The sequence below is a fragment of the Bradyrhizobium sp. MI1.4 genome (genome assembly GCF_055811315.1).
In genome coordinates, this window is sequence record NZ_JBVVPP010000057.1 from 1 (window position 1) to 16,481 (window position 16,481).

12 protein-coding genes and 4 pseudogenes are annotated in these 16,481 nt (G+C 57.9%); 4 read left to right on the forward strand and 12 right to left on the reverse strand.

Annotated elements, in window-relative coordinates:
- A pseudogene (locus AC0L23_RS34155) lies at positions 1-798 on the reverse strand (TauD/TfdA dioxygenase family protein); the annotation flags it as partial.
- A gap of 211 nt (positions 799-1,009) precedes the next feature.
- On the opposite strand from AC0L23_RS34155, the pseudogene AC0L23_RS34160 reads away from it, so the two are divergent.
- Positions 1,010-2,344, forward strand: a pseudogene (locus AC0L23_RS34160) (LLM class flavin-dependent oxidoreductase).
- Between the two features lie 25 nt (positions 2,345-2,369).
- Here AC0L23_RS34160 and AC0L23_RS34165 read toward each other — a convergent pair.
- The 7 genes from AC0L23_RS34165 to AC0L23_RS34195 form a co-directional block, all read right to left on the reverse strand.
- A complete protein-coding gene (locus tag AC0L23_RS34165) occupies positions 2,370-2,645 on the reverse strand; it encodes a hypothetical protein (RefSeq protein ID WP_219684664.1) in 276 nt (91 codons plus the stop codon).
- 426 nt (positions 2,646-3,071) lie between these two features.
- Entirely contained in the window at positions 3,072-3,434 is a 363-nt protein-coding gene (locus AC0L23_RS34170; protein ID WP_473357989.1) for a PilZ domain-containing protein, read from the reverse strand.
- An 857-nt stretch (positions 3,435-4,291) separates the two neighbouring features.
- Entirely contained in the window at positions 4,292-4,702 is a 411-nt protein-coding gene (locus tag AC0L23_RS34175; RefSeq protein ID WP_473297091.1) for a hypothetical protein, read from the reverse strand.
- Positions 4,703-5,338: 636 nt separating this feature from the next.
- Positions 5,339-5,563 (reverse strand): FCD domain-containing protein, encoded by a 225-nt coding sequence (locus AC0L23_RS34180; protein WP_283843483.1) that lies wholly within the window; start codon positions 5,561-5,563, stop codon positions 5,339-5,341.
- 286 nt (positions 5,564-5,849) lie between these two features.
- Positions 5,850-7,163, reverse strand: a complete 1,314-nt coding sequence (dctA, locus tag AC0L23_RS34185) for a C4-dicarboxylate transporter DctA (protein ID WP_473358003.1) — start codon at positions 7,161-7,163, stop codon at positions 5,850-5,852.
- A 538-nt stretch (positions 7,164-7,701) separates the two neighbouring features.
- Positions 7,702-8,916, reverse strand: a complete 1,215-nt coding sequence (locus AC0L23_RS34190) for a TlpA disulfide reductase family protein (protein WP_473357990.1) — start codon at positions 8,914-8,916, stop codon at positions 7,702-7,704.
- 222 nt (positions 8,917-9,138) lie between these two features.
- Positions 9,139-9,420 carry a hypothetical protein gene (locus tag AC0L23_RS34195; protein ID WP_259217528.1) on the reverse strand — a complete coding sequence of 94 codons (282 nt, stop codon included), beginning with the start codon at positions 9,418-9,420 and terminating at the stop codon, positions 9,139-9,141.
- A 236-nt stretch (positions 9,421-9,656) separates the two neighbouring features.
- Here AC0L23_RS34195 and AC0L23_RS34200 point away from each other — a divergent pair, with 236 nt between their 5' ends.
- Complete coding sequence (locus tag AC0L23_RS34200; protein ID WP_473357991.1) at positions 9,657-9,809, forward strand: hypothetical protein; 153 nt, start codon at positions 9,657-9,659, stop codon at positions 9,807-9,809.
- Positions 9,810-9,819: 10 nt separating this feature from the next.
- The gene (locus AC0L23_RS34205; protein WP_204513370.1) at positions 9,820-9,984 is read left to right on the forward strand and encodes a hypothetical protein; all 165 of its coding nucleotides are present in this window, start codon (positions 9,820-9,822) and stop codon (positions 9,982-9,984) included.
- A 3,695-nt stretch (positions 9,985-13,679) separates the two neighbouring features.
- Here AC0L23_RS34205 and AC0L23_RS34210 read toward each other — a convergent pair.
- Positions 13,680-13,805 (reverse strand): annotated as a pseudogene (locus AC0L23_RS34210) (tyrosine-type recombinase/integrase); the annotation flags it as partial.
- Between the two features lie 511 nt (positions 13,806-14,316).
- Between AC0L23_RS34210 and AC0L23_RS34215 the strand changes: the two are divergent.
- A complete protein-coding gene (locus tag AC0L23_RS34215; RefSeq protein ID WP_473350279.1) occupies positions 14,317-14,469 on the forward strand; it encodes a hypothetical protein in 153 nt (50 codons plus the stop codon).
- 225 nt (positions 14,470-14,694) lie between these two features.
- On the opposite strand, the gene AC0L23_RS34220 is transcribed toward AC0L23_RS34215, so the two are convergent.
- The 3 genes and pseudogenes from AC0L23_RS34220 to AC0L23_RS34230 form a co-directional block, all read right to left on the reverse strand.
- The gene (locus tag AC0L23_RS34220; RefSeq protein ID WP_473357992.1) at positions 14,695-14,871 is read right to left on the reverse strand and encodes an SEC-C metal-binding domain-containing protein; all 177 of its coding nucleotides are present in this window, start codon (positions 14,869-14,871) and stop codon (positions 14,695-14,697) included.
- Between the two features lie 3 nt (positions 14,872-14,874).
- Positions 14,875-15,774 (reverse strand): YkgJ family cysteine cluster protein, encoded by a 900-nt coding sequence (locus AC0L23_RS34225; RefSeq protein ID WP_473357993.1) that lies wholly within the window; start codon positions 15,772-15,774, stop codon positions 14,875-14,877.
- 309 nt (positions 15,775-16,083) lie between these two features.
- Positions 16,084-16,480, reverse strand: a pseudogene (locus tag AC0L23_RS34230) (LysR family transcriptional regulator); the annotation flags it as partial.
- Position 16,481 lies beyond the last annotated feature (1 nt).

Below are 16,481 nucleotides of genomic sequence, written 5' to 3' on the forward strand. Positions count from 1 at the left end.
GCTGGTCGCCATAGTCGTTGACCGCGTAATGTTGCGTGGCGCGATTGTCCCAGATCGCAACGTCGCCGGCCTCCCAGTTCCAGCGTACGGTGTTTTCCGGCGCCGTGATATGCGACTGAAACAGCTCGAACAGCTTCTGGCCATCATACTTCGGCAGCCCAATGAAACGCTGGACGAAATTGCCGAGCACGAGGGTCCGTTCGCCGGTCTCGGGATGGACACGCACCACCGGATGCTCGGCTTCGTAGATCGTTCCGGTGAACACCTCGTCGAAGTGCTTCCTATCCGCTTCGGTTGCCTGCGTCTTCACGGCGTAGTCGTACGCATTGCTGTGCACGGCCCAGAGCTCGTCGGCGAGCTTGCGCAACGGTGCCGGCAGGTCGAGATAGGCTGCCGCCGTGTTCGACCACAGCGTGTCGCCGCCATAGGGCGGGATCACCACCCCGCGCAGCACCGGGATCTTGGGATAGGCATCGACGAATGTGACATCGGTATGCCATTGGTCCGCGCGGCCAGCGCCTCGAGCGGAATCCAGCTCCAGGATCGACGACATCCCCTTGATCGCCCCGACCGTCGGATGGGGGACCAGCTCGCCAGGCTGATGGCAAAGCGCTCCTGCTCGGCATCGTCGAGATGTTCCTGGTCACGAAAGAAGATGACCTTATGCTCGAGCAGCACCTGGTTGATGGCACGGACGGCCTCGTTCGAGAGATCGCCCGATAGCGCGCCGAGCCGCGCCGCACGCTTCACGATGTCCGCGCGCGGAATGACGTTGTCGATGATTGTCGTGTTGCTCATGATCGTTTCTCGCGATGCGATCCCCAAGGCAAAGCTCCGCCGATCGCCGGTCGCAAGAGCGACGGCGGAGATAAATCAGGTCATCTCAGGCTGTGGGCCCTATTCGGCCGCAACATGCTCCCGCACACGGCCGGAGCCACAACATCGATCCCAAACCGGATGCAGACGTAGAGTTTCGCTTGCTACAGCTCTCAACATGCGGATCCCAGACATGAGCGAACGAAGGCAGCTTTCTCTCAATTTCTTCATCTATCCTGACAGTCATCATGAGGCTGCCTGGTGTCACAGGGATTCAGCATCCGACAGTATTCTCGACGTCACCTACTATCAGGAGCTGGCGCAGCGCGCCGAGGCGCACAAAAATTCGACGCGGTCTTTGCGATGGCCCGGCGCTGGCGACAATGTCCGTTATGCCCAGCGGTTTCGGCTCGAGCCGATCACCCTGCTCACGGCGATCGCATCGGCTACCAGTCGGATCGGCTTGATCGCGACGGCGTCGACGACCTACACCGAGCCGTACAACCTGGCGAGACTGTTCGCCTCGCTCGATCATATCAGCGGTGGCCGATCCGGTTGGAACATCGTGACGACGAGCTCGCCGCAGGCAGCGCAGAACTTTGGTCTGCCCGAGCATCCTCCGCATCACGAGCGCTACGAGCGGGCGCGGGAGTATCTGGACGTGATCACACGCCCTTGGGACAGCTGGGAGGACGACGCCCTCATCAACGATCCCATCTCTGGAGTGTTTGCCGACACCGGCAAGATCCACGCTATCAACCACGTTGGAAAGCATTTTCGTGTACGTGGGCCGCTGAACATCTCGAGGACGCCCCAGGGACGGCCGATCTATCTCCAGGCAGGATCGTCCGACGATGGACGTGCAGCACGTTTCGCCGAGGCGATCTTCGCCGCGCATCAGACACTGGCGAGTGCCCAGGATTTTTTACGCCGACATCAAGCGCCAGGCTCGCGCCTTCGATCGCAGCCCGGATCAGATCAAGATCCTGCCCGGCATCAGTCCTTTCATCGGCAGCACGCAGCTCGAGGCCGACCGACTGCAGGAAGAATTCAACGACCTGATCCAGCCAGAATATTCGCTGACCCAGCTGCGTCAGATGCTCGGTCTCGACCTTTCAGGGTTTGACCTCGACGATCCCTTTCCCCGTCATTTGATCGATACCGGCAGCGCGCACGGCGTCGCCAGCCGCTTCAAGCTGGTGATCGATATCGTCGATCGCGAGAAGCCGACCCTTCGTCAACTGGTGCAACGAGTGGCCGGTGCGCGCGGTCATTGGGTGATTGCTGGTCCGCCGGAAAAGATCGCCGATAACATCCAAACCTGGTTCGAGAACGGCGCGGCCGATGGTTTCAACGTCATGCCGCCTTGTCTACCGGTGGATTCGACATCTTCGCCGAGCAGGTCGTGCCGATCCTGCGCAAGCGCGGTCTATTCCGGCACGACTACGCAGGCAAAACGCTGCGCGATCACTACGGCTTGGACCGGCCAGCAAGCGTTTTCTCCGATTCCATTCAGGCCATCGCGTAGCTTGCCGGACCTCCTCTCATGTCCTTCAGCGCCGGCTTTCTCGAACTCTCGGGTCGATTGTAGCGGATCGACCTAACGCCTTCGCGGGATCTAATGTCGCAGAGATATTGCGAAATCGCGCATCGGCTTCTTGCGCCACAGCGGAATCGATCTTCATTCTTCGACAGTCGAATTTGCGAACACCTCCAACGCGCGTTTCCAGCCGAAGCAGGTTCTCCTGATTGCGGTCACCCTTGCGGGCCTTGTCAAGCTTGTGCTTGTCGATCGCCTGCGGGATCCGAACCGCGGTGTAGTACGCCAATTCACCACCCTTTCGCGTCCGCCGTGATCGCGAGAATAATGGCATTCGGGAAGCGAACGTCGCTCCCGGCCAGATACTCAGCGATCGCCTTTAAGTGGGCCCTGATCTCCGATCTCTGAGATCCTTCGATGTGGCAGCCGGCCGAATGCCTGATGCGGCAATATTGCACCGAGACGGGATGATGATGGCGGCCAGCATTCGGCCTGCAAAATTTGCAGGCCGATTGACTCTCTCCGGACCTGTCGCAGCTCATGAACACGTGAAAGCATGTCCTCCTAAGGCATGAAAACACGCGATCGGCAGCGCGAACCCGCCGCGGGCGCCCGCCTACCCAGTGCGAGGGCGCAACGGGCCACCGAGCCTCGTTGGGGTAAACCCGCTGATCGATCGCGATGGCGCGACACGTCGGAATATTGATTCCTTCGCTTAGTCTGACCCTGGCGTTGGAAACGTCCCCTGGAGGGCCGGGGGCCCCCCAACAGTCCACCTTGTCACAAACCGCAGCGCGACTTCCTGCCCGTTCAGTCGAACCAGTTCGCAACGCCGGAATGCCAGCCCCGTCGTGGACAGCAATAGGAAAAACCGACGCGATTGCAGGACATCCGTCGGCCCACTTATTCGCAGTATCGCGCCAGTTTCAGAAACATCGATGAATACGCAATCGCGCCACCATGTTCCATCAGCCCCCAAGAGAGTGGCTCTGTGCTCATGTTCAAATTGAACACGCCTCGCCTTCCGCTTATCCCAGTTCATACGCTCACGCTGTTCAACAACAGCTTCAATAGCCATTTAAGAAATTAGACAAAAATACTTCGGCTCAGAGCGAGGGCTTCTACAGAGACACAGTCCGTCAGCAGCGGGTAACCAGCTTGAGACCGCGCCGACAAGATCGGCCTTTAGCTGAATGCAGAGATATCGAATTGAGCAGAGTGAATCCCCGCTGCGGTGAAGGCAAATGACTTTACATAACCGCCTCGAACTTGAGAGCGCTAATTGCTGCCAAGTACGTTGGCTGAACCGAGATTGTCCTTCAAATTGACCGCATAATTACTGCTGTTTCAGCGCAAGAGCGCAATTTGTCAGCGGATTTGCCGAACCGCCCGCCGTTTTGCGGCGGCAACAAAGGATTTCGCGTCTGAGACAGAGAGCGAGAGCCAAGCGGCCCGCGCTTTCCTGATCGCTGCAGGTGGTTGGACCCGCCACTTGGAGCCGGCCGCGTGATGTATTTGCAGCAGCCAGCGAAGCTGGTGGCGACACGGCTGTTCTCGGCGATGCTGGATGAATACCGCCGCCGCGACCGACGGGGCAGCCGCTCGACGGAAAGGTCCTGACGGCTCCGCCTGCTAGAGTGGCCTCGCAAGGCTGCTTCACACTTGCGATCGGGGCCACGCGTGCGATTTACGGTGTAAGTCAAGGTCTATGCAGTGGGAAAGGCGGAATCAAAGAAATGGGTTAGCGGCCAAGCGGTTGTGAAAGCCTCGCCCGCCCGCCAACAAAAACCGCGCTCTGCTCGCTGCGATTGGCTTTCGGACGACGCTGAGCTCGCACCATCGAAGCGCATTTCCAAGTCGTTTCGGAAACTGCGGGCCGCTCCATTGTGCCCCAAAGCAGCGTGTAAAGCGCACGTTGCGGACCGACAGGAGCTGCTACGCGGCTTTGCTTTGGCCACCCTCGACCACGGTAAACCGGGCGCGCCGATCCGCCGGTGACGCCGGTTGCTCGCTCTGCCCGCCAACTTCCTCTACGTCTGATGGTGATGGATCTACTCGGACGGAGTCCGGCGCGGTCGCTTCCCCCGTCGATTCGATACCCCGCACCGTGGCTCTGGCGCTCTCTTCCATCATCTCAAGCGCAATCGCACCCTTCGCGGTCAACCGCCAGCCGAACGAATATCGCTGCACGAAACCGAGCGAGAAGATGTCCAGCGAAGGAAACGCGGCACCAAGGCGCTTGCTATACTCCGCCCAATCCGAGCCGCAGGTCGCGAGAAATGCGAGGTCGCGCTTAATGTCCGGAAGCCTAGCCAACCCGTTCGGGCAGCTGGCAAGCACCTTCATTATGGACGCTTGGAAATTCACAACCGCAACCCACACCAAACAACAAGGCCATTCTGCCAGCGATGCACTGCCCAAAGCAACCACTTCCAAGTCGCTGTGCGGTTGATCCGGCTGTTTTTAGCTATCGGGTCTGGGGTTTGCCCTGAATTCCCGGCGCCCGAAGGTCGAAGAGCGGTTTCTTCCATTCTCGTGAGCACCCGTCCCAAGGATAACGATTCCTCAGGTTCAACAGGCCGACCGCTGGTCAAGCGCCTCATCGTGCCCAATGGCGATCGCACTCCGAATGGTCGACTATCGATCCCGTTTTCGATTGTTGATCAGGCGTTCAGCCGGATCGGCGCACGCTTTTCTCTGAATGCCGCGGCTCCGTTTGCGGCGTCCTCGATAAGATCAGGGTTCGCAGCAGCTCATCATTTGATGACCGGCGTTGCTCGCGCGACGCCTCGGCAGCGGTCCTTGAATCCCTCTGCAGGCCGCGTCCGCCCCAAGCTCGGCGTCTTGGAGAGTTGGGTGGGCTCGAACCACCAGCCTCCTATTCAAGAGAGAGGGCGCTCCAATTCCGCTTTGGCGATCCAAACTAAGTTCCTAATGAGCTCTTTGTTAGCCGCAAAATGCTCCAGCTCCTGCCGTAACTTGTCAAATGTTCTCAGGCGCATCGCCGCTGTACTGTTTACCAAAGCGATCATCGATATAGCGCCTGAGTGCCGCAGCCGCGTTCAGCATATGGGCGCGCATCCGCCGCGCTGCCGTATCGCGGTCACCCTCCGCAATCACTTGCATGATGGCCTCATGCTCGTCTCGGGAACGGCGAATGCCCGATGTCGCAGTTCGTAAACTGATGGACTGTGACCTTCGCCACAGGGTTCTCCCGCTGCCTGATCCTCGGGTTTTAGTCTACGATGGGTTCGCCATGCATGACCATCACCCGATCGGGCGATCCTGGCTACTACGCCTAGATCATGCGTGATCTAAATGATGCTTATAAGGGAACGGTCGAGCCGGCTCGCTTTCGAAATCGAACGCTTAAGGGGAACCATTGGTCTGTGTGGCACTTTCGAATAAAACAAATGTCTCCACCGGATGGTCGCCTGCTACCAGTCAGAATTGAACGATACGGCTTTGTTGGCCCGCGGCATTCGTCAGCGATCTAGGCTGAGCTCGCACATTTATTTAACTGCGCGTGGAGCGAAACATTATCGAGTTCGCCTTCCCACCAGGACACAAACACCGCGGCAATACCGTTCCCGATGATGTTGGTAAGCGCACGCACCTCGCTCATGAACTTATCGATCGAGAATACGATCGCAATGCCAGGGACAAGTTCAGGACTGACCACAGTCAAGGTCGCGGCCAGGGTGACAAAGCCGGCACCGGTAACACCGCTTGCGCCTTTCGAGGTGAGCATCGCCACAATGAGTATCGTGAGCTGCTGGCCGAAATTGAGATCGACCCCGAGCGCTTGCGCGATGAACAAGGTCGCCAACGTCATGTAAATGTTCGTCCCATCCAAATTGAACGAGTATCCTGTCGGCACCACCAGGCCAACGACCGCCTTCGAACAGCCAAGCCGTTCCAGTTTTTCCATCAACTGCGGCAGCGCGCTTTCGGACGACGATGTTCCGAGCACGATCAGCAGCTCATCCTTGATATACCCGATGAACTTTAGAATAGAAAAGCCTACCAAGCGCGCGATCAGGCCAAGCACAATGATCACGAAGAGCCCGGCTGTCACATAAAACAGGGCAACCAATCCGAGGAGTCTACCGAGCGCGGACGGTCCGAATTCGCCGATAGTGTAGGCCATGGCGCCGAACGCCCCGATTGGCGCTGCCTTCATTACGATCCTGATGACTCCAAACACCGCTTGCGCAGCATCGTCAACCAGACCGCGCATCCGCTCACCCCCCTCCCCAAGCGCCATCAGCGAGAACCCGAATAGGATGGCAAACAGTAGCACCTGGAGCACGTCACCTCGGGCCAAGGCGCCAACTACACTATCCGGAATGATATTGAGGAGGAACTCGACCGTCTTCTGCGCTTCCGCCGTCTTGACGTAGTTGGCTACGGCCGCGGCATCCCCCTTGGGAGCGAGCCCATGACCGACCTGAGCGAGATTGCCCATCACAAGACCCAGGATGAGCGCGAAGGTTGATACGATCTCGAAGTAAAGTAGCGCTTTGACGCCGACTCGGCCGACCTTTCGTGCATCCTGAACATGCGAAATTCCGGAGACAACAGTGCAGAAGATGATCGGCGCGATCACCATCTTGATCAGCTTGATGAACCCATCACCAAGCGCTTTGACCCAGCTACTCGTCCCCACAGCGGGCCATAGCCAGCCAACGAGAATGCCAATCAGGATCGCTATGAGTACCTGGACGTAAAGCACTTTGTACCAGGGCCCAGATTTCCGGAACAGGGCGGCGGCTTTGGCAGAGCGGCGCTGGCGCTGATTGTACATCATGCTCGACCCGGCGCCGTGCTCGCAAAGAGGCTCATTGAAGGTACAGCTTCGCTCAGTGTTCCTTCACCGGAGGGCGCAGGGGAATCTGACGGCTCCGAACAGCACAGTCCAGAGCCACGGACTGGCGCCTCTCCCGAATCGGCTTGCCGTCCAAGCGGAACGAAGTCCTGAACCGCTTCCAACAGCAACGATAGAAACTTGAGAAAGCTTCCTTGAGAGCTAGAAAGCATCAGCGTCACCACCCATTTCTATCTTTTTAGTTGTTCGAAGATGCCATCCAGCATCTTCTAGGACGTCAATCTTAGCAGCCGCCAACCATCTTCACTTCAGCAGGCACTCTCGCCGCTATCGCGTCGGAGCGCGACCAAACTTGAGGAAACATTCGCCATAAAGAACTTATGGTGGTGCGGCCTCGCCTGCGTTCACCGGCTCGCGGCTCCTGTCCTCACTTCATGTGAATGCCCGGACATTCCCAAGAGGCTTCGATTTCGATCGCAAAACCACGAGGCCGAAAAGACATGCCAAGCAGCATTGCTCACGCTGCCTCCCTTGGCGATCTCGGTTCCGGTTTTTCGAGAGCCGTGTTTTGCGGGGCTGAACAGCACTCCTCGTAAGAGAGCTTCTCACTCCTGTAGCTCGCCAACGCCTGGAGAGAGCACTGCACGACGTCCCGTTTCGCTAGATCCGAGGCAGGCGCTGCATCCAGCCATCTCAGCGCCACCTCGACCAATTCGATCGCGCGGTCCCTCTTACCGGTCTCGTAATAGTACTGAGCGACCGCCCCGTACGACAGGAACCTCGCGCCGTCGCTGCCGCGGGGCGGATTCGCCGCCAGGATGTGTTCGGAGAGCTCCTTGCCCATGGCAAAGCGCTCCGCATGTGGAAAATCGGAGTAGTCTTTCGCGGGGTCGAACAGTTGGCGGATCGCGACGCTCATCCAAACCACGGACTTCTTCTCGATCGCGTCGCGAACTAATTGGCGCAGCACCGGCAGGCCAGCCCCCACGTCGCGTATCTTGTGAAGCAACAATTCCGCTTGAAGCCCACGGAAGGTGACCTCGTCCGGCATCACGGCGAGGGCCTCCTCGATAGCTGAAAGGGCTGTCGGCCAATCCTTTGTCTTCATGGCGGGCTCAAGTCTGGCAAAGATTGGCTCCACCAGAGCTCTCTTCTGCGATAGTTCACGCTTTCTGCGTCGGCCCGTGTTTATCCTTTCCGCATCCAGCGCTTTGGCTTCGTCGCTCATTGCCCAGGATCCGTTCAGAACTTTGGGCAAGGCATGATCGAGCTGCGTCGGATGGCCAATAAAGGCGATGTGGCCGTCACGGTCAACGACGAATGACGTGGGAATCCCGACAGAAAAGCTTGGATCCAGCCAAAGCTTGTTCATTTCGCCGGCATAGTCGAATGCGATCGCGTAGTTCAGATTTGACAAGCTTTTTGTCAACCAGGCGTCCAAGCTGGCTCGCGCTTCATTTTCCGTCGAAGCTTGTTCGTGAGCAGCGATGCCCACCACCTCAACTCCGTTGTTCCTGTATTTGTCTTGCAGGACCACCAGATTTGGCATCGAGGCGATACATGGTCCGCACCACGTCGCCCAAAATACGAGGATATATACTTTCCCACGTTCGAACTTTCTAACGGGCTGGCCGCGTAGCCAGTTCTCCACTTTGATCGAGGGGGCCCGCGAACCGACGCGCAGCAGGTTCGCCGCACCGACTTGACTTGCGCTCTCAGTCAGACTGGTCATTGCTCAAATTCGCTTTACCTGGCTCTGCGGAGAAAATAGCAAGTCGCATGCCAGCCAGCGCTCATTGAAATTACGCATTTTTTGTATCATTCCTGTCGAGCTTGCGACGCATGTCGCATATCCGACCAGTTGCTTGGAGCTTCTCAGGCAATCGGTCGGTCGGAGGTTCTTGACGCGCCTGTTATCCGATGAGGCGAGAAGTCAGGCAGCGCAAGGTCGAGTTCACCACTCCACGTCCTGATCGGCTTCCAGGATGACCATTTCGGCGCTCGGGATCACGACGTGAACTGACCTGCTTTGGCCCGTCAACTTGCGCTTGAGTGCGATCTGACATTTCCAATGTAACTTTTTGAGCCAAGGGGGATTGAGGGATAGTTTCCTTCCTTTGCGGCCATTGCTCGAGAATTCACCCCGTCGCGTACTGGACGAGGAAAGCCCACCCGAAATGCAGAAGTTGAGCACCTGCTCATTCCGATCGATGGCCGCGTAAACAAAAGCAGCCATAGGCGGCCCGATCCAGGAAGCGCTCAAGAGCCGCCTGGGCGACGACGCTCTCGCGCATTCCCGGGCGGTCAGCAAAATGCTGTTCTGAAACTTGAACCGCTATCTTTCTGGTCCGCGGAGCTTCGCTTGGGCTCAGCTGCGCGTCCACCTCAGCGTCATTCCGACTTGAGCTCGGTTTTTTGCGGCGCCCGGCGCCAATCTGCATACTCCAGCTTGCTTCTCTCTGCGAAAGCATGATGGAGCTGCTGCCGTCGATCGCGCTGCGCTTTCTCAACCACTTTGCATTCGAAACGTTTCCGACGATCACGGGCAACACACTGCAGCCCGTCGATAAAGGCTGGGTCTTCGAACAGCCTTGGTACCAATGCGTGGAAAAACCCTGCACATAGGAGAACTATAGTGGACAGGCTAAAGCGCATAACTGAACTCGTCGCTGAAAAAACATCGATAGATAACGAGCTTAAAACGCTGAAGGAGCAGATCACTCAGGAGACTGCGGCACTCAAGAAACCCCGCGCGACGCGCAAGAAGAAAGGGAGCGAGCTCCAACTGGTGAACCAATGAGTAAGGTCGACCTTGAAGGATCGGACAAAAGAGGACTGCCATGAGCGACCTTCTCTGGTGTCCCGAATGCCGTCACTCTCGCATTGGCGAAGAACACTCCTGGCTCTTCGTTCAGCGCTGCGAAAGATGCGGAACCGAGTTGGAGGACGATGCGCCGCCTCTCGAATCGATTTCAGAGAAGTCGATTTCGGCTACAATGTCGAAGAAGAAGAGGACGACGGAGAAGCCGAGCGGGACGAAGCTGAGGGCGACGAAGCCGACCCGCAGTAAGAGGAGGAGCCGCGCGAATGCGGCTCTATTTTTGGTGTCACTTGAGTTACGCCACGGATTTAGCGTCTAAGAATATGCAGCATGTCCAGGCGATCACCGGTCATGCTCATTCGTACCGGCGCGGCCCTGTTTCGGCGGCCTCGTTCGAAGCCACGCAACGTCGGGCCCATTCGATTTGTGCGTCGGTAGCGCGCTGATTACGAGCGTACATCTCGGCCACCGGTGCCGAATATTTCGGGACGTAGTATCTGACCTCGCTGCATGATACCGCGATGTGGGTCTGTAGTGACGCGAAGCGAAGGCTTCGGAGCCCAGGGGCAGCAGCAACGTAACAATGGCCCCCGCGCGTACAATCATTCCCCCGCCGCCTGTCTGCTTCCCACGGAGAGCAGGTCTGAGTCGCGCACACGACGCAAATTAAGAATCGCGCACTGGTCAAAGCGCCGGGAAACTGTTGCTCCAACGCTTCGGTGTTGCAGATAATGGCTGCAGATGCAGGTGTTTTGAAGCGGCCTGGACGCGGCTTCGTATCAATGTCGACGCGGGGACGCGCGATCGTTGCATTGAACGGTAGCTATCAGCGCCGAAGAACTCTCCTTCTCCGCGCGGACTTCGGGATACGCCGACCAAACCTTCTCGCGTTAGCGGCTTGCAGGCGACGCCTAAGCGTCTGCAGTTGCCCGAATAGTGCGATGAGCTCCTCGACCCGTTCACGCAGAATAGCCGAATAGTTGTAAACCTGACCTCGATTACTCATTACTGCCTCGAACAATGACTATTGAAACAATATGCAGGCCGCAACGGGAAGAGTATGCAATCGGAGGTAGGACCATACAAGCTCCAAAAGACGGTAGCGTGAACTTGGAAGGCCCCAGACACCAGAGGGGTTGTCGCTGCGCGTTCCTTTCGCTTTGTGTTTCGGGTCAGCTCCGTTCGAAGGTTCAGTCGATTGACAAGGCTGCGGGGGCGATGCTGCAATACAAGAACGGGCACACGCGCCGGCACCGGTGTGGCGGTTACTTCCCTACTGATGGGTCTGGTGCTCGCTCAAGAGGCGTGCGAGGCTTGCCCATCCCCGTGGTCCCGGAGGGAGCCTCGCCACCAGCTGTGGTGCTCCCAACCCGCTCAAACGTCGTGACGAATGCCGCGAACGCCGCGACTATCACGGCAATCGCGAACAACAGGATCACAGGGTCGGGATTCCGCTCAGTACTCATGAGCAACTCCACTCAGGCGGGCCGGCAGCTGAGCAGCGCCCCAAATAAGCCGCGCATCGCGGCGTATCAGCTTTCGGTCGAGAGCTTCGGGCCCAGCGCTCTCCAAATTATCACGTGCGCTTACAAACGGCGCAGTTTATTGCAGATTCAAAATATTTGTTGGTCAAACCGGGGCGTTGGTTCGGATGGGTTAGCGCCCCGAACAAGCGGGTGCTCCCGCGAAGCATCATGCCATGTTGGCTGAGTGTCCTGAGCGCCGTCGGGGTTGAGGAGCATGGGCAGGTTTGCTGTCGTAACCCGCCAGCGCTGACGGCGCTGCTTCGACGGTTATTGAAGGATTACGTCAAGCTGCGAAATCCGCGCGCGACAATGCCGCATCAAGTGGCATTCGAAACTGATGTGAAGCCTGAAGCGAAAGCAGTTCCGTTTCGATGCTCTGACGGAACCCAATTGGATGCCCTCAAAGGGCAAATTTAGTTATGTCCGATAATCATGATGACTCCACCGCAGTAATAAAAAATAGGATTGGGGAAAACAGAAGCAGGGAGTTTTGCGATGGAAGCTATGCGCCGCTTTCGCGCGATGGCGTTGCTATGCCGACAAGCCGCCGCGCGTGATCCCGAGAGAAGCTGGAAGCTGCTCGCAGAGGCAGAGTACTGGGAGCATCTGGCGGCTACAGCTCTAGCCCACTAAACGCACGAATTAGCGATTGCTCAAATGTCCTGTTTTATCGTGGCTCCTTAATCCAAATTATATTCCGGGGCAGGTAATGACCAATATTCGCGAGGGCTACAGCTGTGCTGTTCTGCACGCACGCCTCCAAACGCTCATCGCCGAGCTTAGAGAGGTGGAGAAGCTTCGAAATAGGCTTCGAATCGTAGGGGCGAGAACAATCGGCAGAAGACGGCGGGCTGGAGCGGGCAGCAGAGCAAGAGCCGTTTGGAGACCATGTTAGATGAACCTGAGCATTGATCCGCATCAGCCTACGGCGTAAAGAATGAGAAATAGCCGGGCACGGGGAGGCCAATCTCTTCCCAAAATCCTGGCCACCTGTTCGCCTCGCCGGTGCAGCGGCAACCGGAGTTTGTGCACTCCATCCAGTCATAGATAGCCACGAGACGAGCTTGCCATTTGTACGCCGTCTTGGGCTGCAGCGTCACGGCTGTTGCCCCTACAAGTCGAGAGCAATCGTTTGGAAGACATCCTGCTACGGGAGACAGGATATTGGGTTGATACGTAAACTGTTCGTGCCCTTCTCTGATTTCGAATTCGACGATCCCCCTCGGCGGGCAAATATTGGGCGAAGGATCTGGATCGCCGCCTACTCGCAGAACTACTCGATTGGTCTTTGCGGTGCCCGCCCAAGGAATCTGTGTCCCATCATGGCTCATTTGCTCCACAGACACATTTTTCGGCTCGTGCCTTAAGAGGGTAATCCCGGAAAAACATCTTTGCCGTTCAAGCAATTTGGGCGCGTCCGCCGACCGGCGAGGTCGCTCGGCGAGAACCGGCCAGCAGCCAAGTGCGACTAGCGAGAGTAAGATTGCTATGGAAAACGGCTTAACGACAGCATGCCCTCGAAGCATTTTTTGATCCTTCTCGACAAATTGGATCGACAACAACTGAAGCTAGGAAAATCCACGGCCCAAAAGCCACACCTGTCCTATAACGATGATCGTGCGACAACCAATGGGTGTTTCTATTGCAGAGCAGCATCTGTTGCAGCGCTTTGAGGTTTCATCAATGTCAGCCGCTGGGGGCCGTGGCGTCAACGCGCTCTGTGAACGCTGACAGCAAACGACCACTATGAGTGCGGCCATCATTGCTGTGACGCTGCCAGGGCAGCGGACAACGGCGGTCGCGTTGTCTTATTGTGCGAAAATTAGATGTGTGCGGGTCCAACCAGCCTCGCTCGAGGAAATATAACAATCGGTAGAAATTTGGAAGAGGGGGCGCGACGAGATGTCTACGCTAGGATGTGCTTATGAGCGACGAACCGAAGTTTGACCTGCTGCCCAGACCGCCTTCGTTCGCCGACGAAAAGGTAATCATTGTACAGGCGACTACAGGGCGATACTGTTCGAGTGGTACAAGATCGTGGGCAGTTTGAACGTGGTCGTTGCCCACATACAACGCGAATCGCCCGCCTTCAGACCGATCCCTGACAAACAATTCAGTGTACTGGTGGGCCTGCTGAATTGGTGTGCTCGTCTTGCCGGTCGTCAGCACAATCGCGTCCTCGCCAACATGAGACCAGGACAAACGCAGCAAGTCGCCTAGGCGCAAGCCAGTATGCCCGGCCAGATCAACGGCGTGGGCGATTTCGGCAGAGCAGGCCTTCCTGATCCGCGCGACGACTCCCGGCAACTGGGGGCGCATTGTTCGCCTAACCGGCTGGCCTTACAATCAGGCGTTCCGGAAGGCGGTTTTTGAGTACGTCAGGAACCAAGAGTTCGCACAAAAGCCATCGCGCCTCGACTCGCTCTTTTTCTTGACGACGAATATGAGGCACGCTTTTACGCCACTTCGGATGGCCGACAGGCCACGATGCTGCCCTATGAGATTGAGCTGCTCGACGCCCAAGCCCCGAAGCACTTTGCTGACTGGCGAAGTCTCCAACCACAAACGCCTTTGGTCGACCTCAACCGGGTCCGTGACTATTGGTCGGGGCAAATGCTTCCTCCGCACCGGATTGACGACAACGCGACTGCAGCGTGCCGTGAAGTCATCGCTGTTACCCCGGCGCGGATCATTCGGCGTATTTAGCGCGCAGGACTTGCGCTCGCGCTTTGGTTGCGATCTGATGCCTGCTTTCTAGATATGGCATTTTGCGCCGGAGGATTTCATGTCAGTAGCGGCAGAAGCAATCATGCGGGTGATTCGTCGAGAGCTCGCAGACGTTCAAAACCACATCGAGAATAAGGAGACTGACGAAGCGCAAAGCGCGCTCGATGACGCCATTCGCAAGTTGAAGCGGATAGCGAATGAGTTGGGATGAGGGTATGCCGCCAGCGACTGCGGCAGCCGTTGCGGAACTCGCCTTTGGCCGGGCGGTGCCGCAATGACGGTTGCGGAGGAGACCGCGCCCGGCGCGACGCTGCAGACTGCGGCGGCGGTGAAGCTGCATGCCGACATTGCTCCCTGCGAATCGCCGGACCATCTCGACGCGATCTGCAAGCTGGTATGGCTGCCCATTTCGCCAACGAACTTCCGGAACACGAGGCTACGTTCCTCGCGGCCTGCATCCCGCTTTGCCGAGCCCTTGTTGAGCCTGCCCCCGCATCTCTGCCTCGCGCCGGCGGCGGAGGACTTCATTTCGCTCGTCTGCCCCCTTACGCCCGTGACAATGCTTAAATTTCTTGCCAGAGCCGCATGTGCAAGGCGCGTTTCTCTTCGTCATCCGCTATTTGAAGACCATCTCATAAAGCATGGCGTGGCCGGGCGATTCTTCGAAGGGGACGGCGTCCTCTTGAGTGAGTGCTGCCGCAAAGATGTCCTCCCCGGATAGCCAAGCTCTCTCCGCGTCTGGCGTATTTAGCGCGAGCTGGAGTGCGCTGTTGAGCTCGTAGCAGACGTGCGAAAGGCCCGCTCCCTTCAATGCGACAGAAAGTGCAGTTGAGTAAGCATCGCGCCCGACGATGTACATCATCGGGGTGGGAATGTTCTCGTCGGTGAGGTTGGTGTACGAGCGCCGACAAATCTCTGCGTCGGCAGACGAAGCCAGCCTGCAAAACAGGGGGCGGTCCTGGTAGACGGAGCACTTATCAGCTTCGAGGAGAGGACACGGGTGAGGATTGTAGGGTCGTTGCTCGTGTGAGAACGACTTGGTGATTTCATGCGCCTCCCGCACGCGAGCGCCGGCCCGCGACGATAGACGCTTTGCAAGAAAAAGGACTTCAGGTGCTGTGGCGCTCACCCAAATGTTGCAGCAGTGGGAGCATCCGCGACCGCAAGCGATAGGAATGTCGGCCATACCCTTCACCGTCAAATCGATCTTCGAGAACAAATACTCCAGCGTTTCATCGACGCTGAAGCTCTGCTTGGCGCGACCGAGATGGCCATGAATCTGTCGCGCCAACTCCGCGACAATAAACTCGTTGAGCGCGGATGGGTCGATCCCGCCCGCGACGGCTTTTGGCGCTTGCTTCTTCGCTAGGCGACGTTGATTTCGATCCAAATGGAAGTCCGCCCTCAGGCGACGCGCCTGCAACGCTTGTAGGGCCTGCGCGGGGGTGCTATTTGTGTCGGTGCTGAAGTTGAATTTGCGATTGGGGGCTGCCTTTGCCGAGGCGGCCCTTCGCATTTCAGGAGGCGTGGCGCCTCCATTCCAGCTTCAGCGAAGCTACGCGTCTCGAACGGACTGAGGGCGCCATCGCTCACCCCGATCTGGAACATTCCGTCGTCGCGCTGGATGATCAGCGCTCGGTTTTTGCGAGCACTGCGTAAGGTATTGATGGGATTGGGGCGAATTGGCGCTGGTTTTGCAGCTAACACTTTGAATGTCCTTGAGAACATCGAGCTTCCCAAGCTGAGTACTGGCTTATGGCTGTCCATAAGGACTGCTACGCGCCAATTAGGCTAATCCAACAAGGCGGTCCTCGCCGGAGGGAGACCCGGCCCCGAGGAAATCGGGATAGCGGTTGGCCGCGATGATCTGGACGTCGAGCTTAGGGTAGAGCTTGCGAAATGCCGGCAGCATCGGCGCCATGTAGATCATCGCAAACGACAGCGAACTCGTGACGCGCAGCATGCGCTTGGGCGACAGCGCGCGGTCTCTGACGCCATCCTTCAGGAGCGGGCTGCAACGCTGCAACAGATCCTGCCCTGCCTCGGTCAGCCATTGCCGGCGCGTGTTGCGCTCGATCAGCCGCACCGCGAGCCGCTCCTCCAGTCCGCTCAGGTGTCGGCTCGCGGCCGCGTTCGACATCCGCCGAATGTCCGCAGCTCTTGGACAGGCTGCCGAGCTCGGCGGTCTTGGCGAAGATCTCTAGCTGGAGCAGCCGATCCAGT